Consider the following 21,205-nt stretch of genomic DNA (forward strand, 5'->3'; position numbering starts at 1 on the left):
GCTGCAGTACGATAGGTCCGGAACAAAAGATGCGGCGGGAATTCGTCGCATCTTCAAAGTGACAGATGAGACCATGCCTAAGGCGTGAGCGCCGATCGTCTTTATGTGTGAAATCAGTTTCTTGCGCTACGGCCACTCCAGAACTCAGGCGTACCCCAGCGAGGTCAACAGGCTTCTCGCGTGGGGTGGCACATCTTCATCGGAAAACAGTGAGCCATAAGAGCGCGTATGGGCGAATGGATCTTCGGATACATAGTCGTCATTCGACACCTCATCTGCACCGAGCAGCACATAGCGGGCATGCTCGGCACTCATCAGACGAATGCCGCAATATCGCGCAATGTAAGCTGAAACCTCGGCAGGATATCGCAACAGGTCTTCCTGTTTGACGGCAAGATGATCAACATCCTTTTCCCAGGACTTCCACGCCTCTATGGCGTTAACCCACTGTTCAAAGCCGTGATTCAGATTATCCGCCATCCCCTTTCGCAACATGCTCGCTACAACGTCACGTCCGTCCCTGTAAATGTAGATGATTTTGGCATTGGGAAAGTGCTCCTTGATTTCCTTCACATGGAACACGTAGTCGGGCCATTTATCGCCCCACTTCCAGCGTGGCTTATTGCCATAGATAGAGTGAAGTGCCGCAGGGAAACCGCGCTCGGCTTCGTTTCCCTTCAAGTTCATTCTATAATTCCAATGCTGCAGCCAGTCGTTGGTCTCAACTTCCACATGCTTGTTGTGAAGCCAATCAGACAAGGAATACTCGTGTTGCCACGCGCTCCATGCAAACAAAGCCCACTCATTTGAAATAGTGATACCGTTTTCGTTCAGTATTCGAACGAGCGCCGTTGTGCCGCTCCTCTTACAACCACAGATTATAATTGGACTAAATTTCGAATCGTCTCCCATATCATCCTGCTTCATCGACCCCGAATGAAAATATATTCTTTTATTTTGTTCTTTACTGTCAAGACAGATCGCGCAGCGCAAAGTAGAAAATACAAAATTCTCCGCTTACTTTCCCCGAAAGAAAATAATATTTTGGAGAAAATAGGTAATGCCAACGGATTTCTGATCATTTTCATATGGAAGAACCGGCACTCCGGGGGTAGGCTTCGCCTCGAGATTCCCGTTCACTCCGCCGTTCAGGCCCATCAAAGACATCCGCTCATCATTCAATCATTTGACGTTTCGCTGTCATGGAGAACCATATGTCCACACCATCCGTTACGATTTCCGACCTTGCCGGCAAAGCCGTGCTGATCACCGGCGCATCAACGGGCATTGGCGCGGCACTTGCCCGGGCCTTTGCTGCACAGGGCGCATCTGTTGGCCTGCACTACAACTCCAGTGTCGATGCAGCCGAACGACTGGCCGGAGACATCAGCGATTCGGGCGGCAAGGTAGCGCTGGTGAAGGGTGATGCGTCGCGCTCAGGCGAGATGGCCCGCGTGGTGGAAGAAACCGCTGCGGCCTTTGGCCAGTTGAATGGCCTCATCAACAATGCGGGCGGCATGGTTGCGCGGCTTGCCTATCAGGAAATGACCGACAATCACTATGATGCAGTGATGGACCTCAACGCGCGCTCGGTACTTTCGGCCTCTACAGCGGCCATACCACATCTGAAAGCGCAGGGTGGTTTCATCATCAACACCACATCCATCGCCGCGCGAAATGGTGCAGGCAATGGTGCCGGGCTCTACGGCTCCTCCAAGGCATTCGTCTCCAATGTGACCCGCGGCATGGCCAAGGAGCTGATCCCGTTTGGCATTCGTGTCAATGCGGTCGCACCGGGCGTGATCGACACGCCGTTCCACGAACGTTACTCAACGCAAGCACAACTTGATGCCATGCTGGCAACAATTCCTCAGGGCCGTTTGGGTACCGCTGAGGATTGCGTTGGCGCTTATCTCTTTCTCGCCTCAGCCGCCCTCTCCGGCTATCTGATCGGGCAGACCATTGAAGTGAATGGCGGGCAGCTTATGCCGTAGGCAAGTCGCCGCTGGTGTGATTGAGAATTGCACCACTCTGTGGAAAGGTGCCGCCGGGAGAACTAGAGAACCTGTCGATTCGGCGTATTCGCCCACCGGCAGGTCAAGGTTGAGGGAGGCGCGCATTGCTTGGTTTGCCAGCATTGATCGGCATGATCGTTGTCGGGATTTCCGTGGGCGTGTTTGCCGTGCATCTGGCTGGCGGCAGCAAACGCCCGGCGCTTGCGGATGACCAGCAAGCCCAATCCATCTTTCTTCTCGATTACCCCGAAAGCCGGATCGGAACGATTATTTACACCCAAAGCCGCCGCACGGCTTTCCTTGAGCTTCCCGCCCATCGCACCGGCATTGTTCACGGCATGGGCAACAAGTTTCTGACGCGGAATATTTCTCTTGATGATGTGCATTCCGCTGAACCCGCAGGGGTTCTGGACCTGAAACTGCGGCTTCATGACATGACATGGCCCCGCCAGACATTTTCCTTTGCCAACGAAACGGATAGAAATACTGTTCGGCGCTGGCTTTCCGCGGGAGGAATTACCAATGAACGCACCCATGTTCTTTGACGTCACAAAACTGGCGGTTCCTTTCTACATCATCGCCATCCTGATTGAATTGGTGGCCATCCGCTACTGGCAGCGCAAAGGTGATTTTGAAACCCGCGATACATTGACCAGTCTGCTGATGGGAACGGGAAATGTTGCCGCCGGTCTGCTGCTGGGCTTTGTGTCGCTAACCGCGTTGATGTGGGTCTGGCAGTTCCGCTTCTTCGATCTGGGACTGCATTGGTGGGTTTTTATTGTGGCCTTTGTCTTTGATGATTTGCGCTATTACTGTTACCACCGCATCGCGCACCGGGTGCGCTGGGTCTGGGCTGAACATGTCAACCACCACTCCAGTCAGCACTATAATTTGTCCACTGCCCTGCGCCAGTCATGGACGGGTCAGATAACCGGCATGTTCATTCTTCAGGTGCCGATGGTCCTGCTCGGCTTCCACCCGACTGTTATCGCTTTTGTCTACGGTTTCAACCTTGTTTACCAGTTCTGGATTCACACGGAAGCGATTGGCAAGATGTGGCGGCCATTCGAATTCATCTTCAACACGCCGTCGCATCACCGGGTGCATCACGCAACCAATCCCCGTTATCTCGATGCCAATTATGCCGGCACGCTGATCATCTGGGACCGCATGTTCGGGACATTCGTGGCAGAGCTGGATGAGGATGTCCCGCGTTATGGCATCGTCAAGAATATTGGTACATTCAATCCTATACGTGTGGCCTTTCATGAATGGATGGGCATGTTGAAAGATACATTCTCGCCGGGCCTGACACTGCGCCAGCGCCTTCTCTATCTGGTGGCGCCGCCGGGTTGGAGCCATGACGGCAGCCGGAAAACTTCGGCAGACCTGAAAGCCGATTACGTCAGGCTTCATCCTGATGAAGCTGGTAAAGCCGGACTGCCCAAGGCGTAATATTGTCCTGAAATTTAGTGGGGTCATCATGACAGACGGAGCAGGGTCCAATATCCGCTCGGCATACAATGTGCTCTTTACCATAGCCGCAATCGCGGCCATAGTCAGCGCATTGCTGGGTGAGAATGCGCGTTGGCTGCATTACATCAGCAAACCGCTTGCAACCGCATTGCTTCTGTTCATCGTTGTGCAAACCGTCACACCGGTTTCAAAGCGCTATCAATGGGCGGTCGCGGTTGGTCTCGTCTTTTCGCTGTGCGGCGACATTTTTCTGATGCTGCCACAGGATATGTTCGTCGCCGGGCTGATCTGTTTCCTGATCACCCATTGCGCCTATATCATCGCGCTTACCAGCAATGTCCGTCTCGCTGCGATACCGGCCACTTTTGTAGCCTGCACCCTATTGGCTGTCGCGATTGTCTGGGGCCTATGGTCGAGCCTGCCTGCAGAACTCACGCTGCCGGTGACCGTCTATGCTCTGGTTCTGGCGCTGATGGGCGCACAGGCCATCAGCCGGGCACAGCACCTTGCAACACATTCTGCAAAGCTGGCCGCAATTGGCGGCGCGCTTTTTCTTGCCAGTGATACGCTGCTTGCCTATGGGAAATTCCGCTTCACCATACCGTTTGGCCCACTCTGGGTGCTTGGAACCTATTACGCCGCCCAATGGTTTATTGCCCGGTCCGTGGCCCAATCTAAATAGCAAGCCGCGACCATTTCACCCTCTCGCGCATTAGACGTTTGCGGGGTGGAGAATTGCGGGTAGATTTCCTGACTCACTGGGAGCTGTGACAGGTCTGATCAATATGCGGAATATGATAGCCTCACTCTTTCTTGTCGCCGTCTTGCCGGTCACTGCCGCATTTGCCGATGAGCTCAAGCCGATGGATATGAATTCCGTCGATCCTGATCTCCTCGAAAGCTTTTTTGGCCCATGGCAAATCCGCGATGAGGGTGGCGACAGGGTGTGCAAGGTAACACTGAAGCGGGAAGAGACGATCGGTGGTTCGCAGATCGATATTGATCCCGAATGCGTCAAAGCCTTTCCGGTCATGGGGGACATTACCGCCTGGCGCCTGAAGGAAAACTGGACTATTGAGCTTGTGGATGGGCTTCGCCACACGCGCGTGACCTTCGAAACGCCTGACGACAACTACGTCGCGGAACCACAAACCGATGGCATTTATACCATCGAACAACTTGCGGGCGATTGACGGGTAGCCGCTTCAGATTTCGGGACCGGATGCCGCCTGCATCATCCGCACAGCGTTGATCTTCCAGCTACCATCGGGCTGTTTTGTCAGTTGGTACAGGGCAGTCCAGTCCTTGCCGTCAGGACCACTGATCACCACTTCCTGCATGATCTCGCTGTCCGATACTTTATTGCGGCCAAAGGCAAAATTGCCCGGCCGGTAAACCGGCTGATAGGCTCGCTTCACCATATCGAAGAACACATCCTTATCGATAAACTTGCCCTGAATGCCAGGGGACGCGAAGGAATAGGCGGTCGTTGCATCATCGCTCAGAAATGCGGTGATCTGCTTTTTAATGATCGATTGTCCCGTGTCGAGCGGTTCATCGGCCGCCGCTGGAGCGGCAACCAGCAGCAGACTGACAATAACAGCAATTGGAAATGCTCTCGCCATGCCGTCTCCTTTCTTTACCCAGCGGAAAACCGGCCAGTGGGATAGACCTCTTGCCGGTGAAGTCCATCGCCGGATTGTCACTTATAGATACGCAGGGCCCGTCTCATTGGATCACTTTGCTGCGAGGCGGCCCGGGAATTGCGACTCGTTGCCACTACAGAGTGGTTGAGCGATTGCTATTGAACGGGTCTGGTGAAACAGTGAGGACAGTTTGATACCTGCAAGTGGCACGGCAAATTCCCCTGCCGCGGAAATATGTTCCCATGAATACAACTGATGAACATGATGGCACGGACGATACATCCGTGACCGATGCGCAGGTTATCGCAGCAGAACCCGCAACTGAATCCCGCTATTGGCGCCAAAATCTTGTTGTCTGCCTTCTCGGTTCCTTCACCACGATTGTGGCCATGACGCTGCTTCTGCCCTTCCTGCCGCTTTATGTCGAACAGCTGGGCGTGAAGGACCATGCGGCAATCGTGCAATGGTCAGGCGTTGCCTATGGCGCAACCTTTTTCACCGCCGCACTGGTCGCGCCACTCTGGGGCCGGCTTGCCGATCTCTATGGCCGCAAGCTGATGCTGATCCGTGCCAGTCTTGGGATGGCTGTCGCCATGTCATTGATCGGCATGGCAACCGATGTCTGGCAATTGGTGGCCTTGCGCCTTGTCGCGGGGCTGCTCGGCGGTTATGCCTCCGGCTCGACCGTATTGGTGGCAACCCAAACGCCGAAAGCCCGCACCGGCTGGGCGCTCGGCACGCTTTCATCGGGAATCATGGCAGGCAACCTTGTTGGTCCGCTGATCGGTGGCGGCTTGCCACCCCTCATCGGTATTCGCCAGACATTCTGGCTGGCTGGAGGCGTGATCTTTCTCACCTTTATTGCCACAAGTCTGTTCATCAAGGAAGAAAAGCGACCGCCGAAAAACAAAACCGCGAAAGCAAGCGGCGGATGGTCAGCCATTCCAGACAAGCGCCCGATCATTGCCATGCTGGCAACGGGCATGCTGCTGATGCTCGCCAATATGTCGATTGAACCGATTATCACAGTCTATGTGGCGCAGTTGGTCAACGACGTGAGCAAAGTTACCATCGTCTCCGGCATTGTCATGTCGGCGGCTGCACTCGGCAGCATCCTTTCCGCATCAAGGCTCGGCAAACTCGCTGATCGCATTGGCCATTGGAACGTAATTATCGCCGCCTTGGCCATATCATCGCTGCTGCTGATACCGCAGGCATTTGTCACGCAGGGCTGGCAGTTGATCGGGTTGCGATTCCTGATGGGGCTGTCGCTTGGCGGGCTCTTGCCCTGCATAACCAGCGTCATCCGGCACAATGTTCCCGATCGTATCGCGGGCGGCATTCTTGGCTATTCGACATCCTCGCAATATGCCGGACAGGTGGTGGGGCCATTGGCGGGCGGGTTCATTGGCGGGCATTTCGGCATGCGCGCCGTGTTTCTGGCAACCTGCGTGCTTATGGCCTGCGGCGCAGCCTATTGCTGGCTGGTGCGGCCACAGCGTTCTCAATGACCCCGGACTTTAAGAGTTACCGGCTTTCGCAGCCGCCGCGGCTAGCGCTTCGCCGTCCATACGATAGAAAAGCTTGTCGGGTATGGGCGAAGCATTGAAGCCGTCATAAAAGGCCAGAACTTTCGGATTGTTGCGATCAGCTGTCCAGTCAACGCGCTTGTATCCACGTTCAAGGGCCAGCTTGGCAAGTGCCTGCATCAAGCTGGTTCCCGCTCCGCTGCTGCGATAAGCCTTTGACACAAAAAGCTCCTTAAGAAACAGGCCAGACTGCAAGCCGGGTCCGGGATAGACGGAGGAAAACGCTGCAAACCCAACCAGTTCATCGGTACCAGCGACGAGAATTTCTGTCCCGTCGGGCATATCGCGCAATCCCCGCAATATCTCCTCGCGAGGTGGGCAAGGTACCTCGTAATGCGCCTGCATCTCTTCAAAAAGAGCCGCAAGCTGCAGATAATCCGACGGATTGGACAAACTGACCTTGATCAATCCCGCATTCCTTTCCATGCAAAGGCGGCTCTGATGCGCATCAGAACCGCCTTCCTTTGTCTCTCCAGCCTTACGCTTTATTCGCCTGCATTGATGGTTACCGGCGTCAGCTTGTTGGCCTTCAGACCGTATTTTTCCAAAAGCGCATCATAGGTACCATTCGCCTGCAGTTTTTCAAGCGCCACTTTGACCGCATCGCGCAGTTGAGTCTCGCTTTTCAGGACAGGAATACCCGCCAGAGACTGGCTGAATGCCTCGCCCAACGTAACGTAAGTGTCAGGTTCAAGTTTCTGGTTGTAGGGCAAAGTTTCATTGCCTTGCGCGGCGGCCTGCAGACGTTGGCTCTTGATCTGCGTGCGGGCATCAGCCGATCCCTCTGTGCCCATGACGGTGATCGCCGGTTTGCCCTTGGCGACGCAGTTGGCCTCGCTCCAGGCGGTGATCTGCGCTGGCCAATCGGTTGAACGGCTGGCGCCTACCGACTTACCGCAGAGATCTTCGACCGACTTGATTTCACCGGCCATGGTTTTGGACGTGTAAAACTGCGCGCCGGATTTCATGTAATCGACGAAATCAGCGGTTTCCTGACGGGCCTTCTTGTCACTCATACCGGCCATGGCAAGATCAACACGACCTGTTTGCAGGGACGGAAGCAACTGGGCAAAGGCAATTTCCTGCCACTCAACCTTCACACCGAGTTCCTTGCCGATGGCTTCGCCAAGCTCGATGTCAAAACCTTGCAACTCATTGGTGGCGGGGTCCTTGTAAGTAATCGGCGGATAGTTCGGCATGGTCGCGATAACCAGTTTCCCAGCATCTTTGATGCGGGCTGGAAGTTCCTGCGCGGTGGCGGAAAAGCTGAAAGCAAGCGCGCCGCCGAGAATTGCAAGCCGGGTTATGGTTTTCATTGTCTGGTTCCTCATATCTGTTCCCCTTTGGCCGGTTCTCCCGGCCTGTTCTCTGATCTTTGATCAGGACAAGACCGCTGCGATAAAGTCCTGAGTACGTTTTTCCTTCGGGCTCGTCAGCACTTCGTGCGGTGTTCCCGTTTCGACAATACGGCCGCGATCCATGAACACGACCCGGTGTGCGACCTCGCGGGCAAAACCAAGTTCGTGGGTAACAACGATCATGGTCATGCCACTGGTGGCAAGATCACGCATGACGCTCAGCACTTCGCTGACCAGTTCGGGATCCAGCGCCGATGTCGGTTCGTCGAACAGCATCAGTTTGGGCTTCATGGCGAGCGCGCGTGCAATGGCAATCCGCTGTTGCTGACCGCCGGAAAGTTCACTCGGATAGGCGTCTTTCTTATCGGCAAGGCCAACGCGCTCAAGCAATATCATTGCTTCCGGGATGACGCTGCTTTTCGCGCGTTTCTGGACGATAACCGGCCCTTCGATGATATTCTCCAGAACGGTCATGTGAGCGAAGAGGTTGAACCTCTGGAACACCATGCCGCTTGCCAGACGCTGGCGCGAAATCTCAGCATCGGTCAATTCATAGAGCTTGTTGCCGTCCTGACGAAAACCGATGAGTTCATCATCAATCCAGATGGCGCCGGAATCAATCCGCTCCAGTTGATTGATGCAACGCAGGAGCGTGCTTTTGCCGGAACCGGAAGGACCGATAATGCACAGGACTTCACCGTGATTGATTTCAAGCGAGACCTTCTGCAACGCCTGAAATGGCCCAAAATACTTATTGACGTCTACCGCTGCGACCATGACTGACATGTTCAGGCTCCTTCCACTGCGGCGGGTTCGGTGCGTTTGCCGGTCCGGCGTCCGAGGCTCTTCGAATAATGCTTCTCAAGCAGATGCTGACCAATGGAGAGAACAGTAACAACGACGAGATACCAGATGGCCGAGACGATCAGCAATTCCATGACCCGGTTATTGGCGTAATAAACGGCTTGGGCATTGCGCAGGATTTCCGCATATTGGATGACGCTGGCAACCGAAGTCAGCTTGACCATGCTGATAACTTCATTGCCCACAGGCGGGATGATCACACGCATGGCTTGCGGCAGCACGATGCGGCGCAGCATGGTAAGCCGCGTCATACCGATGACCTTAGCTGCTTCAATCTGACCATTATCGACGGAAAGGATACCGCCCCGCACGACCTCTGCCGTATAGGCGCCCTGATTGATACCGAGGCCCAAAAGCGTGGCCATGAACGGCGTCATGAAATCGACAGTGCGCATTTCGAAGAGGCCCGGAATGCCGAGCGTTGGGAAGATCAGAGCAAGGTTGAACCAGAGCAGCAATTGCAAGAGCAGCGGCGTGCCCCGGAAAAACCAGATGTAGAAAACAGCCACATATTTCAGCACCGGATTGGGTGACATGATCATGATGGCGAAGATAACGCCCAGCGCCAATCCGAGCGCCATCGCGCAGATTGTCATCAGGATGGTGTTCCAGAGACCCGCAAGGATAGCTGGCGCGGTGAAGAACTGGCCGACAACAGGCCAGGCAATCTGGCCTTGCGCAAAGGCTTTGACGATCAGCGCCAATGCCAGAATGATCAAGGCAGCGGCGAGCCAGCGGCCATAGTGGCGGCGCGGCTGATGCTTCAGATGCGCGATGGAATATTTGGCGGGCGGGATGGAAATCGTGTTTTCGATATTTGCCATTGTCCTCATCCTTTCAAGGCCGCTACAGGGCCCGAATAGGAGGATAGCCACTCCGTTTGCGATTCCAACACAGTTTTGAGCCGGGCAATCTGTTCACGCACGCGGTCAGGCGCCGTTCCGCCATAGCCCTTGCGGGCTTCCACCGCCGCTTGCGGCGACAGGCTTGATTTGATCGATGGCAGCAATCTGGCATCGACTGCGGCAAGATCATCATCACTCAAATCCTCAAGCCCGATATTCTTGTCCTCACAATAGCGCACCAAAGCGCCGGTGATTTCATGCGCCTCGGAAAATGGGACCCCGGTCTTTGCCAGCCAGTCGGCAACTTCGGTGGCAAGAGTAAAACCGTCAACCGACTGCTTACGCATGACATCGACATTGACCCGCATGGTGCGGATCAGCCCGGCCATGGCGGGTACAACCAGCGTCAGGGCGTCGATCGTATCGAAGGCAGCATGTTTGTCCTCGGCAAGATCGCGATTATAGGCAAAGGGCAATCCTTTGAGCGCTACAAGCATGGTCGTCAGGCTGCCGATCAGCCGTGAAGCACGACCGCGCGTCAGTTCGGCAATATCGCAATTCTTCTTCTGCGGCATGATCGAGGAACCGGTGGCATAGCTGTCATCCATCTCGATCCAACGAAACTGCCGCGACGACCAGAGGAACAGTTCCTCGGCCAAGCGCGACAGATGCACGCCAAACATGGCGGTGACAAAAAGAAACTCGGCGACATGATCACGGCTGCCCACCGCATCGATGGAGTTTTCGCAGGGCGCGTCATAGCCAAGTTCACGCGCTGAAAGCTCTGGTTGTACGGCGATGCTTGAGCCCGCCATGGCCGCTGCTCCCAGCGGCGAGCGCGCTGCGCGCTTGTCCCAGTCACGCAACCGATCCAGATCGCGGGTAAAGGTCTGCGCATGAGCAAGCAGTTGATGGGCAAAGCTAATGGGCTGCGCGGGCTGCAAATGGGTGAAGCCTGATGTGAGCGTTGCCACATGAGCCTCCGCTTGACCCACAAGTGCCTGCTGCAGGAGAAGAATATCCGAACCGATACCCCGCGCCATATCGCGCAGATAGAGCTTCAGATCATTGGCCGCCTGATCATTGCGCGAACGCCCGGCCCGCAGCTTTCCACCCAGAACCCCGATACGTTCACCGAGAACCCGTTCCAGAAATGTATGAATGTCTTCATCATCCGGCGTTGGCTCGATCTTGCCAGCGGCATAATCAGCGCCAATCCCCTTGATGGCAGCGAATACCGTTTCGGCTTCGGCTTCCGTCAGAATCCCGGCACGCACCAATTCGCGTGCATGGGACAGCGAAGACGTCAGATCATACGGGACAAGGCGGAAATAGCTGCTCTCCGAACGGGAAAGCGCTGTCAGCTCGGGCGATGGACTCGTCCTGAAACGAGCCCCCCACAGACGGACGGACTGCTCGGTCATTTCTTTCATTCCCCTTTTTCTTGTTATCTGAAGCTTATGGTTGCGTTTTGGAGAGGACAAACGAAATGAATTCCCATATCTATTCCAAAATGGAATACCCTCTGTTGTAAAAACCGGTGAGGCAAAAACGATGGTATCCGGCCGGATATACCCATCTACACGTGGATTGCAGGTCATTGCGGCAATTGCCGAACATGGCAGCACCACGGCATGTGCCAAGGCGCTGAACATGACGCAGAGCGCCGTGAGTAAGCAATTGCTTGCATTGGAGGCACTGGCTGGCGTTCCACTTTTTGTCCGCACGCCGTACGGGCTTTCAACCACAGAGGCAGGCAGGGTTTATGTGGCCGAAGCGCGGATTGCGCTGGGTGCCATGGAGAATGCGGCGCTACGGGTTGCGGCGCTGGGATCAGCGCCCAATGCGATCAAGCTGCATATTCTGCCCATCATGGGCGACCGTTGGCTGATCCCGCGCTTTGCCAGCTTTGCTGAAGCGCGCCCCGACATTGATGTGGAACTGTCGACCTTCGCCAACAATGATCTGATCAATCAGGCGGATGCCGCCTTCCGGTTTGGAGAGGGCGATTGGCCTGATCAAGACAACCACTACCTGTTCGGCCGGGAAGTTGCGCTGGTGGGTGCCCCGCAGTTTGTCGCACGGCTCGGCGGTGTGACAAGACCAGCTGATATCAGCAAATTTCCGCTGCTCGACCACAAGTTCACACCGCTGCGCTGGGAAGAGTTTGCCGAGGCACATCACATTGCCGATTTCGCTCCGGAACGCATCACGCATTTTGGCTTTTATGCGCTGGTCATCCGCGCGGCGATTGCCGGACAGGGCCTTGCTTTGGTACCACGCGGTTTGATCGCCGATGAACTTGCCAGCGGCAAACTCGTCAATCCGCACGGCTTTGGTTTTGTCAGTCGCCATGCCTATTGGCTGACGTGCCCGCAGGACCGTCCGCAACGTCCTGCCATGCGCATATTCCTTGACTGGCTGCTCGAGGAAGTCAGCTCCATGCCCTCGAATATGCGTTGATCCAACCGATCAAACCTTCGTGTTTTCGGGGCCTATTTCGTTCAAAAATATTTATTGAATTTGTCATGGAACCATACGGACTCCCGACGCATTTTTCCCGTTAGTCTGGCAATGCCCAACAGCATGCCATGCTCATCAGATACTCATGGAGGAAGTGATGAACGACAAGCGTTTTCCCATACCGGTTATGGTCAAACTGGGAGCTGCAGGTCAGTTGGCCATCAGCAGCGTCTGGGAAGCGATGGAATGCCTGCAGCGCTATTGGCCATCAAAAACTGGCCGAAGTTACCGCCGCGCGTTGCAAGCCTGTCTTGATGTTCTGGATGGTTGGAAACCTGCCCACAAGGCACGCCATGCCTTTGTCAGCGCTGCGCGTGATGCGGGGATCTTTCTTGACACAAGACTGCATCAGTAATCAGAAGCGAGCGGCGCTGAGACAAAATATATCTCGCGCCGCTCGCACTTTATCATCAGCGAATATCCGCCCGCGCCCGCGGGCGTTTTTCATTCATTTCATGGCTGAAGACGGTAGGCGGCAGCGGAGCCAGCTTGCGAATGATATCCGCTCCCTTTTCCCCCATCATGATTGTCGGCGCATTGGTGTTGCACGAGGGAACGCGCGGCATCACGGAACTGTCGCAGACGCGTAAGCCGTCCAGCCCATGTACCTTCAAATCCAGACCAACAACCGCCATAGAGCCGGTTCCCATCTTGCAAGTGCCAACCGGGTGATGATCGGTCTTGGCATTGGCGCAACCATACGCGAACAATTCCTCGTCGGAGTTGTATTTCGGCCCCGGCAATCGTTCCGCCATGACGAATGGTTTCAGCGCTGCCTGACTCATGATCTCGCGCGCAAGCTTCAATCCTTCGATCGACATTTTCCGGTCGTGCGGATCGCTCCAGTAATTGGGATCGATCAACGGTGCAGCCGTGGGATCAGAGGATTGCAGGCGCACAGTCCCACGTGAACGCGGATGCAGATAGGCCGAGTTCAGCGTCACACCGGCGTTTTTTAGCCGCTCGACACCCGCTTCAATGCCTGAACCCAGACCAAGGTGGAACTGAATATCCGGTGAGCGTGCATTGGCATCGGCATACCAGAAACCACCGGTTTCAAACAGGCTCGACGCCACAGGCCCAGACCGGAACATCACATATTGCAGACCAGCCCACAGGGTGCGGTGCAGCTTGGCAACCCCATCATAGGTGTGATCGCCGGTGCATTCGGAAATTACGAACAGATCCAGATGATCCTGCATGTTCTCGCCAACACCGGGCAGATTGTGTATGACGGGAACACCAATTTTGCGAAGATGATCCGATGGGCCAATCCCCGACTGCAGCAACAGTTTCGGCGAGCCAATCGCGCCGGAGCTGACAAGCACTTCCCTGTCCGCACGGATGATCTCGCGGGCGTTGCCCTTGATCACCTCGACACCAACGGCCCGGCCGTTCTCAACCACAATCCGGGTAACCTGCGCGCCCATGCGAACGGTAAGATTCCTGCGGTTCTTCACGGGAGCGAGATAGGCCATGGACGCTGATGAACGGCGGTGATCGCGCTGGGTCAGCTGATAAAACCCGACCCCCGCCTGCTGCTTGCCGTTGAAGTCGTGGTTGTAGGGAATGCCAAGCTCCTGCCCCGCCCGGATATAGGCATCGCAGATTGGCAAGGTCGCGGCGGGCATGGAGACGCCCAGCGGACCACCATAGGAATGATAATCGTCAGCAAAGCGCTGATTGTCTTCCGCGCGTTTGAAATAGGGCAGCACGTCGCGATAGCTCCAACCAGAACAGCCATCTTCTGACGCCCACAAGTCGTAGTCGGTTGCATTACCACGCGTATAAAGCTGCGCATTGATGCTGGAACCGCCGCCAATGACCTTTGCCTGCGTGTAACGCAGTACCCGGTTGTTCATGTGTTTCTGCGGGACGGTCGACCAGCCCCAGCTAGCAACACCCTTGGTCATCTTGGCGAAGCCCGCGGGCATGTGGAACAACGGGTTCCAGTCACTGCCACCAGCCTCAAGCAGCAGGACTTTTACCTCGGCGTCCTCGCTCAGGCGATTGGCAAGGACACAGCCCGCAGGGCCAGCACCGGTGATGATATAGTCGTATGAAGACGATCTCTTCGAAAGGTTTTGCATAGTTTAGACACCCCCCTCTGTCCTGTCGGACATCTCCCCCACAAGGGGGGAGATCACATTGGCATGAACGCCTTTGCACAGCAGGTAAGGTTTCAGATTGCGCAAAGACGATATTGTAGGCTGATCTCCCCTCTTGTGGGGGGGCCGAAGGACGGGCGAGACCCGTGGCTCGCCCCGGAGGGAGACAGGACAGAGGGGAGTGAAGGTCATTTTCAGCAACCTGCTAAAGCCTGTTAATGGATAGGGCACCGTCCGCATTGATGATCGAGCCGGTGGCAAAACTGAAATCGCCGCTGGCAAGTGCAGCAACGATGCGACCAAGATCATCCGGCTCGCCCCAGCGCTTCATCGGCACAAGGCCGTCAGCAATACGCTTGTCATATTTGGCGGCAGCAACCGCCGTCATATCCGACCGGATGATACCGGGCCGCACGTCAAAAACACTGACCCCCGCATCTGCAAGCAGCACCGCCAGGCCCTGCGTAAACGAGGCAAGCGCCGCTTTGGTCATGCAGTAATCAAGGCGCTCGGGCGAGGTCATCTCAGCGGAAACCGAGGTAATATTGACAATGGTGCGCGGCGTTCCGGTATCAGCCTGTTTGAGCAGGGCTTTCAATACGGCCTGCGTGAAGAACACTGTTCCCCGCACATTGATGTCAAAAATCGCATTATAATTTGCCGGATCAAGATCGAGGAAATCACCCCGTACTTTCGAACCGATCCCGGCATTGTTGACCAGGCAATCGATCCGGCCAAACGTCGTCATGATTGCACTGACCGTTTGTTCGTGAGTGGAAAGCTCGGCCAGATCAGCCTCGATAAACTGTATCTTGGCACCAAGCGCCTCCAGCGCAGAAATAGCAGCCTCGTCCCGCACCAAATCGGTGAGTGCGAGATCAAAACCCTTGGCGGCCAGTGCCTTGGCAATTCCAAGCCCAATGCCGCGACGCGCACCGGTGATGATAGCAAGGGGTTTCGCCAAATGTGCTGGTTGTTGTGTCATCACGCAAGATCCTTCGCAATGATATGATCAGCAACGCGCAAAGCCTGTGCGGCGATCGTCAGCGCGGGATTGACCGCAGCAGATGTCGGTAGGAATGCTGCATCAACGACGAACAGATTGGGATGATCGAAAGCGCGGCAATAGACATCGAGAGGTGCCTGCGCCGGGTCGCTTCCCATCCGAACAGTGCCGCATTGATGCGAGGGCGTCTTGCGATCAAAAGCCTTGGAGAGAACCAGCGGAAATCCGGCTACGCGCAAGACGGATTTGATCTGCGCGACCAGTTTCTGATGCGCAGGCCAGTTGCTGCGCACCCATTGCAGAATGATCCTGTCGCCATCGACGCGAACGCGACTTTCGGGCTTCGGCACATCCTCGCTCATGGCAAGAAAATCCACCGTATGATTACAGAACTGATTGAGCAGCCATTCAGGAACAAGTTTGAGGTCCGATTTCAGCACAGGCCCGCTGATGCGCCCGAGCAACTGAACATTGCCAAGCGGCGCACCGCCCTGCCCGTCGGACAGGTAAAAATCGTTGAAGCCAAAGGTTTTTTGATAGATCGAATCGTTGCGAAAGCGCGGATCAAACCCGATCACTGCCGACAGATTATGATTCATGAAATTTCGGCCAACCTGATCAGACCGGTTGGCAAGGCCAGCCGGATTATTACTGTTGGCAGAGCGCAAGAGAAGTACCGCCGACTGAACCGCCCCGGCAGAGAGGATCACCAGTTTCGGTTTGATGACAGTGGTCTTGCCGTCCCTCACGTAATGTACGCCGACAATCGATTTCCCATCGGTCGCCGTCTCCAGGCGCGTCACTCGCGAATTGGTTTGCAGGCGGATGTTGCCATGCTGCAAAGCTTCGGCAAGGGCGGTGGTTTCCGCATCCATCTTGCCGTTGAAACTGTTTGGATGCGCATCCCAAGGCGTCTTGCCATGCGACATCCATTTATCGATATCAACGCCGAGTGGCAGCGAAAACGGATGGACGCCTGCGCCATGCAATCGCTTGCGCAAGGCAGCAATCGGCTCCTCGTCGGGCACGGGTGGAAAGCCGTAGGGTGTGGAATGATGTGGTTCCGTCGGATCTTCGCCTGAGGTTCCACGCACCTGATAGAGCGCTTCCGCCTTGCCGTACCAGGGCTCCAGTTCCTCATAGGCAAATGGCCAGGCAGGCGATACACCTTCCAGATGTTGCATCTCGGCAAAATCCTCAGCGCGGTAGCGTGTCAGCACGGCACCATAGAACTTCGAATTGCCGCCTACGTTGTAGTAATTTCCGGGGTTGAATGCCTTACCATCAGCGTCATACCAGCTTTCATCGGGGCGGAAAAAACCCCGCTGGAAGATCGCCCGCGGATCGCGGTTCTCAGGGCGATCGGGCAGATGATCCCCGGCCTCCAAAATCAGGATTTGCGCTCCTGAACTGGCCAGACCGGCGGCAATAGTCGACCCGCCAATCCCCGAACCGATGATAACAATATCGGGTGATTGGCTTTGTGGTGATGCAACGTTCATGGCATGGTGATCGTCAGGCGCCGATGCGCAGTTGCGATTGCGGATCGAAGAACACGGCCTTGTCGAGATTGAATGCCAGCTGCGTCTTCTGCCCCGGCAGGATGTGAGCGTCGGCACGCAACCGTGCGACCACTTCCTTGCTGCCAAGTCTTGTCACCGCAAATGTATCGGAACCAGCAGGTTCAACCACGTCGATCAGGCATTCGCCTTCCACGAGCGAGATAGCATTACGATCCGCACCATCCGGATCGGTCAAGGCTTCCGGACGAATGCCGAAAATAACGTCCTTACCGGAATGGCCGATCAGCGCGCTGTTGGTTTTCTTGATCGGCAATCGCAGCGGCGAAGAATCGGGGCGGTCGAGCACGACGCTGAGATCAGACGCATTACCTTCGATCTTGGCCTTGAGCAGGTTCATCGCGGGTGATCCCATGAAATCGGCAACAAATAGGTTGGTCGGGTTGTTGTAAATTTCGGCCGGGGTGCCGAACTGCTGCAGGATACCGTCCTTGAGCACGGCGATCTTGGTCGCGAGCGTCATGGCCTCGATCTGATCATGGGTCACATAGACAATAGTCGTTTTCATGCGCTGGTGCAGGCGCTTGATTTCCGTGCGCATATCGACACGCAGCTTGGCATCGAGATTGGACAGCGGCTCGTCGAACAGGAACACCTGCGGATTGCGCACAAGGGCACGACCCATGGCAACACGCTGACGCTGACCGCCGGAAAGCTGGCTTGGCTTGCGGTCGAGCAAATGGCCGATCTGCAGCATATCGGCGACCTGCTTGATGGCCTTCTCGCGCTCGTCTTTCGGTACGCCGCGAATTTCCATGCCGAAGGCGATGTTTCCGCCAACGGTCATGTTGGGATAGAGCGCGTAGGACTGGAACACCATGGCGATATCACGCTTGGATGGATGCAGTCCGCTGATCGATTTGCCTTTGATGGAAATATCGCCGGAACTGATCGGCTCCAACCCAGCAATGGTGTTGAGCAAAGTGGACTTGCCACAGCCGGAAGGTCCAACGAGAACGAGAAAACCGCCTTCATCGATCTCGATATTGATGTCCTTCAAAATCGGGACATTGCCATAGGATTTATGCAGGTTCTTGATCTGTAGAAATGACATTTGATTATCCCTTCACGGCGCCGGACATAAGTCCACGGACGAAGTAGCGCCCGGAAACGATGTAGACGATAAGAGTTGGCAGTGCGGCGAGGATCGCGCCGGCGAAATGCACGTTATATTCCTTCACGCCTGTCGATGAGTTCACCAGATTGTTGAGCGCCACCGTCATTGGCGTGCTGCTGAATCCTGAGAAAGACGCACCGAAGAGAAAGTCGTTCCAGATATTGGTGAACTGCCAGATGACAGATACAACAATGATCGGCCCTGATGAGGGAAGAAGAATGCGCCAGAAAATCTGGAAGAAGCTCGCACCGTCAATCTGTGCAGCGCGAACGAGTTCGGTCGGGAACGCTTCATAGTAGTTGCGGAAATAGAGCGTGGTGAAGCCAAGGCCATAGATCACATGGACAAATATCAGGCCTTGAATAGTGCCCGCCATACCAAGCATGCCGAGTACCCGCGCCATCGGAATAAGAACGATCTGGAACGGAATGAAACAACCAAGCAGCAACATGCCGAACATGACGTTCGAGCCGCGAAATTTCCATTTGGTCAGGACATAACCATTCAACGCACCCATAACGGTTGAAATGGCAACGGCTGGAATGACCATGATAATCGAATTGAAGAAATAGGGTTTCAATCCGGTTGGCTGCACGCCAATCTGCGCCGTCGACCATGCGGCCAACCATGGCTCGATGGTCCACTCATGCGGCGGTGACAGCATCCCACCCTGACGTATCTCATCAAGGGTTTTCAGCGAGTTCACCACCATAACGTAAAGTGGCAGCAGGTAGTAAAAGGCAAAGACAAGCAGCGCGATATAGATCAGGACGCGGGTCAGCTTGCCGCTGGAGATGGCATTATCGGGGTTCTGGGCGCTCATTTATTGCCTCCCCTTACTTCGGAATAGAGATAGGGGATGATGATCGCGAAAATCGTGATCAACATGATGATCGCCGAAGAAGCACCGATGCCCATGGAATTACGTGTAAACGTATAGGAGTACATGAATGTTGCGGGCAATTCAGTTGCCTGTCCGGGGCCGCCGCCTGTCAATGCGATCACAAGATCATAGGCCTTGATGGCAAGGTGGGCGAGAACGACGAAGGCAGACAGGAAAACCGGGCGCATCAGCGGAATGATGATACGGCGATAGATCATCGTGGTGGACGCCCCGTCGATCTGGGCCGCCTTGATGATCTCGTTATCGACGCCGCGCAGACCCGCAAGGAACATCGCCATGACAAAACCTGAGGATTGCCAGACGGCGGCAATCACCACCGTATAGATCGCCATCTTGGAATCCTTGATCCAGTTGAAGGCGAAGCTGGTCCAGCCCCATTGGTGCATGGTGTTTTCGAGGCCGATACCCGGATCGAGAAACCATTTCCATGCAACGCCGGTTACGATGAACGAAAGCGCCATGGGGTAGAGGTAGATCGGGCGCAGGAAGCCTTCAATGCGGATTTTCTGATCCAGCAGAATGGCAAGGCCTAGACCGATAACCGTGCAGATAATGATATAGAGCGAGGCAAAAATACCCAGATTGCTGATGGCACGCCACCAATGCGGCAGAGCCCACAGCTTGCGGTAGTTCTCCAGTCCGACAAAACCAAATGACGGCAGCATCTTGCTATCGGTGAACGACAGGACGCCCGTATAAATGATAAAGCCATAGACGAAGATCAGGACAATCAGAAAGCTTGGTGCCAACACCAACTTGGGTATCAAGTCCTGTATGCGGCTGCGGGTATCCATAGCCTCACCCCTTCAACTTTTTAAATTCTTGTCATTGCCGTGCATATTCACGGGAAACCTGTCCGGGGCGGTAACACCCCGGACAGAATGGGAGCGCTTACTTGGCAGCGTCCACGGCGGAAACGAGTTCCTTGACAGCCGCGTCGGATGTCAATTCACCGTTGAATTCGCGGGTAACAACGTCATAGATCGCGTTCTTGATGGCTGCAGGAACAGCATAACCATGGGCCATGGAACCATAGAGTGTTCCGGCCTTGTTGGCTTCAGCCAGATCCTTGATTGCCTTCTTGCCGCAAGCATCAAAAGCCGCATCGGAAACGTCGGTACGAGCCGGAGCCGAACCCTTCACAACGTTGAAAGCTGACTGGAATGTCGGGCTTTCAATGGATGATGCCATAACCAGCTGCGACTTGTGTTCTGCTTCGCTCTTCTTGAAGAACAGGAACTGGTCGGAGTTGAAGGTTACAGAACCCTGAGTGCCCGGGAAGCGCATGCAAACGAAATCCTTGCCTGGCTCCTTCTTGGCCTTGACGAATTCGCCCTTGGCCCAGTCACCCATGAACTGCACGCCAGCCTTGCCTTCGATAACCATGGTGGAAGCAAGGTTCCAGTCGCGACCGGAGAAGTTGTCATCCACATAGGAACGCAGCTTGGTCATGCGGTCGAAAGCTTCCTTCATCTTCGCGCCGCCCAAAGCCTTGGGGTCGAGATCAATGAAAGCCGCCTTATAGAAATCATTGCCGAGCGAGAGCACAACCGCATCAAAAATGGTTGCGTCCTGCCATGGCTGACCGCCGTGGGCGATCGGCGTGATGCCCTGCTTCTTGAAATTATCGAGAAGAGCAATCAATTCATCCCAGTTCTTGGGCTCCTTGCCGCCAGCCTTGTCGAGAGCCGCCTTGTTGATCCACATCCAGTTGGTGGAGTGAACGTTGACAGGTGCAGCAATCCAATGACCGTCATATTTGGAGAAATTCTGCAACGCGCCAGGAATGACGTCAGCCCACTTTTCCTTCGTTGCAACGTCATCAAGGTTGGCAAGAACGCCCTGCTTTGCCCAGTCGGTGATGTCGAAGCCGAGTGCCTGTACGGCTGTCGGAGGATTGCCACCGGTTACACGAGCACGCAGAACGGTCATGGCTTCCGTACCGCCACCGCCAGCCACAGGCATATCCGACCAGGTGATGCCCTTCTTTTCCAGATCCTTTTTCAGGACTTCCAACGCTGTCGCTTCACCGCCGGATGTCCACCAATGCAGGACTTCGACGTTTTCCGCAGCGCGGGCCATTGTCGCCGTGCCGAGCAGCATGGCTGTCGCGGCAACCGTATTCATCAGCTTGTTCATTTCATTCCTCCCAAGGAAAAAAGATAAAACTTCCC

Annotated in this window: 22 protein-coding genes; 8 read left to right on the top strand and 14 right to left on the bottom strand. The window is 55.3% G+C overall.

The features are described 5' to 3' along the window. Positions 1–144: 144 nt before the first annotated feature. Positions 145–927, bottom strand: coding sequence for a sulfotransferase (locus BLU05_RS07730; protein WP_139210414.1), 783 nt, complete (start codon positions 925–927; stop codon positions 145–147). 287 nt (positions 928–1,214) lie between these two features. Here BLU05_RS07730 and BLU05_RS07735 point away from each other — a divergent pair, with 287 nt between their 5' ends. From BLU05_RS07735 to BLU05_RS07755, 5 genes are all read left to right on the top strand, one after another. Beyond that, positions 1,215–1,994: an SDR family NAD(P)-dependent oxidoreductase gene (locus BLU05_RS07735; RefSeq protein ID WP_091879030.1), complete on the top strand. Its 780-nt coding sequence runs from the start codon at positions 1,215–1,217 to the stop codon at positions 1,992–1,994. A gap of 125 nt (positions 1,995–2,119) precedes the next feature. Beyond that, positions 2,120–2,560, top strand: a complete 441-nt coding sequence (locus BLU05_RS07740; RefSeq protein ID WP_091879032.1) for a hypothetical protein — start codon at positions 2,120–2,122, stop codon at positions 2,558–2,560. Continuing rightward, complete coding sequence (locus BLU05_RS07745; RefSeq protein ID WP_091879033.1) at positions 2,538–3,470, top strand: sterol desaturase family protein; 933 nt, start codon at positions 2,538–2,540, stop codon at positions 3,468–3,470. The genes BLU05_RS07740 and BLU05_RS07745 overlap by 23 nt, the downstream gene beginning before the upstream one ends. Positions 3,471–3,498: 28 nt before the next feature. Next, a complete protein-coding gene (locus BLU05_RS07750) occupies positions 3,499–4,173 on the top strand; it encodes a lysoplasmalogenase (protein WP_175540548.1) in 675 nt (224 codons plus the stop codon). A gap of 103 nt (positions 4,174–4,276) precedes the next feature. Then, entirely contained in the window at positions 4,277–4,684 is a 408-nt protein-coding gene (locus BLU05_RS07755; protein WP_139210415.1) for an AprI/Inh family metalloprotease inhibitor, read from the top strand. Positions 4,685–4,696: 12 nt separating this feature from the next. On the opposite strand, the gene BLU05_RS07760 is transcribed toward BLU05_RS07755, so the two are convergent. Continuing rightward, a complete protein-coding gene (locus tag BLU05_RS07760) occupies positions 4,697–5,116 on the bottom strand; it encodes a DUF4864 domain-containing protein (protein WP_091879038.1) in 420 nt (139 codons plus the stop codon). A gap of 263 nt (positions 5,117–5,379) precedes the next feature. Between BLU05_RS07760 and BLU05_RS07765 the strand changes: the two genes are divergently transcribed. Next, positions 5,380–6,648, top strand: a complete 1,269-nt coding sequence (locus BLU05_RS07765) for a multidrug efflux MFS transporter (protein ID WP_091879039.1) — start codon at positions 5,380–5,382, stop codon at positions 6,646–6,648. Between the two features lie 9 nt (positions 6,649–6,657). Here the strand turns inward: BLU05_RS07765 and BLU05_RS07770 are convergent, their stop codons facing one another. The 5 genes from BLU05_RS07770 to argH all read right to left on the bottom strand — a co-directional run bounded on the left by BLU05_RS07770 (position 6,658) and on the right by argH (position 11,217). Further along, positions 6,658–7,134: a GNAT family N-acetyltransferase gene (locus tag BLU05_RS07770; protein WP_348271756.1), complete on the bottom strand. Its 477-nt coding sequence runs from the start codon at positions 7,132–7,134 to the stop codon at positions 6,658–6,660. A gap of 77 nt (positions 7,135–7,211) precedes the next feature. Then, positions 7,212–8,042, bottom strand: a complete 831-nt coding sequence (locus BLU05_RS07775) for an ABC transporter substrate-binding protein (protein WP_091879042.1) — start codon at positions 8,040–8,042, stop codon at positions 7,212–7,214. A 63-nt stretch (positions 8,043–8,105) separates the two neighbouring features. Continuing rightward, positions 8,106–8,870, bottom strand: a complete 765-nt coding sequence (locus BLU05_RS07780; protein WP_091879044.1) for an amino acid ABC transporter ATP-binding protein — start codon at positions 8,868–8,870, stop codon at positions 8,106–8,108. Positions 8,871–8,872: 2 nt separating this feature from the next. Then, on the bottom strand, positions 8,873–9,772 hold the full coding sequence (locus BLU05_RS07785; protein WP_091879045.1) for an amino acid ABC transporter permease: 900 nt from the start codon (positions 9,770–9,772) through the stop codon (positions 8,873–8,875). Between the two features lie 5 nt (positions 9,773–9,777). Continuing rightward, entirely contained in the window at positions 9,778–11,217 is a 1,440-nt protein-coding gene (argH, locus tag BLU05_RS07790) for an argininosuccinate lyase (protein ID WP_091880153.1), read from the bottom strand. 130 nt (positions 11,218–11,347) lie between these two features. Between argH and BLU05_RS07795 the strand changes: the two genes are divergently transcribed. Further along, entirely contained in the window at positions 11,348–12,256 is a 909-nt protein-coding gene (locus tag BLU05_RS07795) for a LysR substrate-binding domain-containing protein (RefSeq protein ID WP_091879046.1), read from the top strand. Between the two features lie 157 nt (positions 12,257–12,413). Further along, positions 12,414–12,671, top strand: coding sequence for a DUF982 domain-containing protein (locus BLU05_RS07800; RefSeq protein ID WP_091879048.1), 258 nt, complete (start codon positions 12,414–12,416; stop codon positions 12,669–12,671). A gap of 55 nt (positions 12,672–12,726) precedes the next feature. On the opposite strand, the gene BLU05_RS07805 is transcribed toward BLU05_RS07800, so the two are convergent. The 7 genes from BLU05_RS07805 to BLU05_RS07835 all read right to left on the bottom strand — a co-directional run bounded on the left by BLU05_RS07805 (position 12,727) and on the right by BLU05_RS07835 (position 21,170). Beyond that, positions 12,727–14,406 (bottom strand): GMC family oxidoreductase, encoded by a 1,680-nt coding sequence (locus tag BLU05_RS07805; protein ID WP_091879049.1) that lies wholly within the window; start codon positions 14,404–14,406, stop codon positions 12,727–12,729. A gap of 223 nt (positions 14,407–14,629) precedes the next feature. Continuing rightward, positions 14,630–15,409, bottom strand: coding sequence for a 3-ketoacyl-ACP reductase (locus BLU05_RS07810; RefSeq protein WP_091879051.1), 780 nt, complete (start codon positions 15,407–15,409; stop codon positions 14,630–14,632). Continuing rightward, the gene (locus BLU05_RS07815; RefSeq protein ID WP_091879052.1) at positions 15,409–16,932 is read right to left on the bottom strand and encodes a GMC oxidoreductase; all 1,524 of its coding nucleotides are present in this window, start codon (positions 16,930–16,932) and stop codon (positions 15,409–15,411) included. Before BLU05_RS07815 ends, BLU05_RS07810 begins: the two co-directional genes overlap by 1 nt. A 13-nt stretch (positions 16,933–16,945) precedes the next feature. Next, the gene (locus tag BLU05_RS07820; RefSeq protein WP_091879054.1) at positions 16,946–18,064 is read right to left on the bottom strand and encodes an ABC transporter ATP-binding protein; all 1,119 of its coding nucleotides are present in this window, start codon (positions 18,062–18,064) and stop codon (positions 16,946–16,948) included. 4 nt (positions 18,065–18,068) lie between these two features. After that, a complete protein-coding gene (locus BLU05_RS07825; RefSeq protein WP_091879056.1) occupies positions 18,069–18,950 on the bottom strand; it encodes a carbohydrate ABC transporter permease in 882 nt (293 codons plus the stop codon). After that, positions 18,947–19,825, bottom strand: coding sequence for a carbohydrate ABC transporter permease (locus BLU05_RS07830; RefSeq protein WP_091879058.1), 879 nt, complete (start codon positions 19,823–19,825; stop codon positions 18,947–18,949). The genes BLU05_RS07825 and BLU05_RS07830 overlap by 4 nt, the downstream gene beginning before the upstream one ends. 97 nt (positions 19,826–19,922) lie before the next feature. Continuing rightward, positions 19,923–21,170 carry an ABC transporter substrate-binding protein gene (locus BLU05_RS07835; protein ID WP_091879059.1) on the bottom strand — a complete coding sequence of 416 codons (1,248 nt, stop codon included), beginning with the start codon at positions 21,168–21,170 and terminating at the stop codon, positions 19,923–19,925. Between the last annotated feature and the right edge of the window lie 35 nt (positions 21,171–21,205).

The organism is Phyllobacterium sp. OV277 (assembly GCF_900104355.1).
Taxonomy (GTDB): domain Bacteria; phylum Pseudomonadota; class Alphaproteobacteria; order Rhizobiales; family Rhizobiaceae; genus Phyllobacterium.

Bases quoted from the DNA above. Each gene is read 5' to 3' on its own strand.
- BLU05_RS07775 (WP_091879042.1), bottom strand. From the start codon at position 8,042: ATGAAAACCATAACCCGGCTTGCAATTCTCGGCGGCGCGCTTGCTTTC.
- BLU05_RS07795 (WP_091879046.1), top strand. From the start codon at position 11,348: ATGGTATCCGGCCGGATATACCCATCTACACGTGGATTGCAGGTCATT.
- BLU05_RS07780 (WP_091879044.1), bottom strand. From the start codon at position 8,870: ATGTCAGTCATGGTCGCAGCGGTAGACGTCAATAAGTATTTTGGGCCA.
- argH (WP_091880153.1), bottom strand. From the start codon at position 11,217: ATGACCGAGCAGTCCGTCCGTCTGTGGGGGGCTCGTTTCAGGACGAGT.
- BLU05_RS07735 (WP_091879030.1), top strand. From the start codon at position 1,215: ATGTCCACACCATCCGTTACGATTTCCGACCTTGCCGGCAAAGCCGTG.
- BLU05_RS07805 (WP_091879049.1), bottom strand. From the start codon at position 14,406: ATGCAAAACCTTTCGAAGAGATCGTCTTCATACGACTATATCATCACC.
- BLU05_RS07785 (WP_091879045.1), bottom strand. From the start codon at position 9,772: ATGGCAAATATCGAAAACACGATTTCCATCCCGCCCGCCAAATATTCC.
- BLU05_RS07730 (WP_139210414.1), bottom strand. From the start codon at position 927: ATGAAGCAGGATGATATGGGAGACGATTCGAAATTTAGTCCAATTATA.
- BLU05_RS07825 (WP_091879056.1), bottom strand. From the start codon at position 18,950: ATGAGCGCCCAGAACCCCGATAATGCCATCTCCAGCGGCAAGCTGACC.
- BLU05_RS07810 (WP_091879051.1), bottom strand. From the start codon at position 15,409: ATGACACAACAACCAGCACATTTGGCGAAACCCCTTGCTATCATCACC.
- BLU05_RS07830 (WP_091879058.1), bottom strand. From the start codon at position 19,825: ATGGATACCCGCAGCCGCATACAGGACTTGATACCCAAGTTGGTGTTG.
- BLU05_RS07820 (WP_091879054.1), bottom strand. From the start codon at position 18,064: ATGTCATTTCTACAGATCAAGAACCTGCATAAATCCTATGGCAATGTC.
- BLU05_RS07815 (WP_091879052.1), bottom strand. From the start codon at position 16,932: ATGAACGTTGCATCACCACAAAGCCAATCACCCGATATTGTTATCATC.
- BLU05_RS07745 (WP_091879033.1), top strand. From the start codon at position 2,538: ATGAACGCACCCATGTTCTTTGACGTCACAAAACTGGCGGTTCCTTTC.
- BLU05_RS07750 (WP_175540548.1), top strand. From the start codon at position 3,499: ATGACAGACGGAGCAGGGTCCAATATCCGCTCGGCATACAATGTGCTC.
- BLU05_RS07835 (WP_091879059.1), bottom strand. From the start codon at position 21,170: ATGAACAAGCTGATGAATACGGTTGCCGCGACAGCCATGCTGCTCGGC.
- BLU05_RS07800 (WP_091879048.1), top strand. From the start codon at position 12,414: ATGAACGACAAGCGTTTTCCCATACCGGTTATGGTCAAACTGGGAGCT.
- BLU05_RS07755 (WP_139210415.1), top strand. From the start codon at position 4,277: ATGCGGAATATGATAGCCTCACTCTTTCTTGTCGCCGTCTTGCCGGTC.
- BLU05_RS07765 (WP_091879039.1), top strand. From the start codon at position 5,380: ATGAATACAACTGATGAACATGATGGCACGGACGATACATCCGTGACC.
- BLU05_RS07760 (WP_091879038.1), bottom strand. From the start codon at position 5,116: ATGGCGAGAGCATTTCCAATTGCTGTTATTGTCAGTCTGCTGCTGGTT.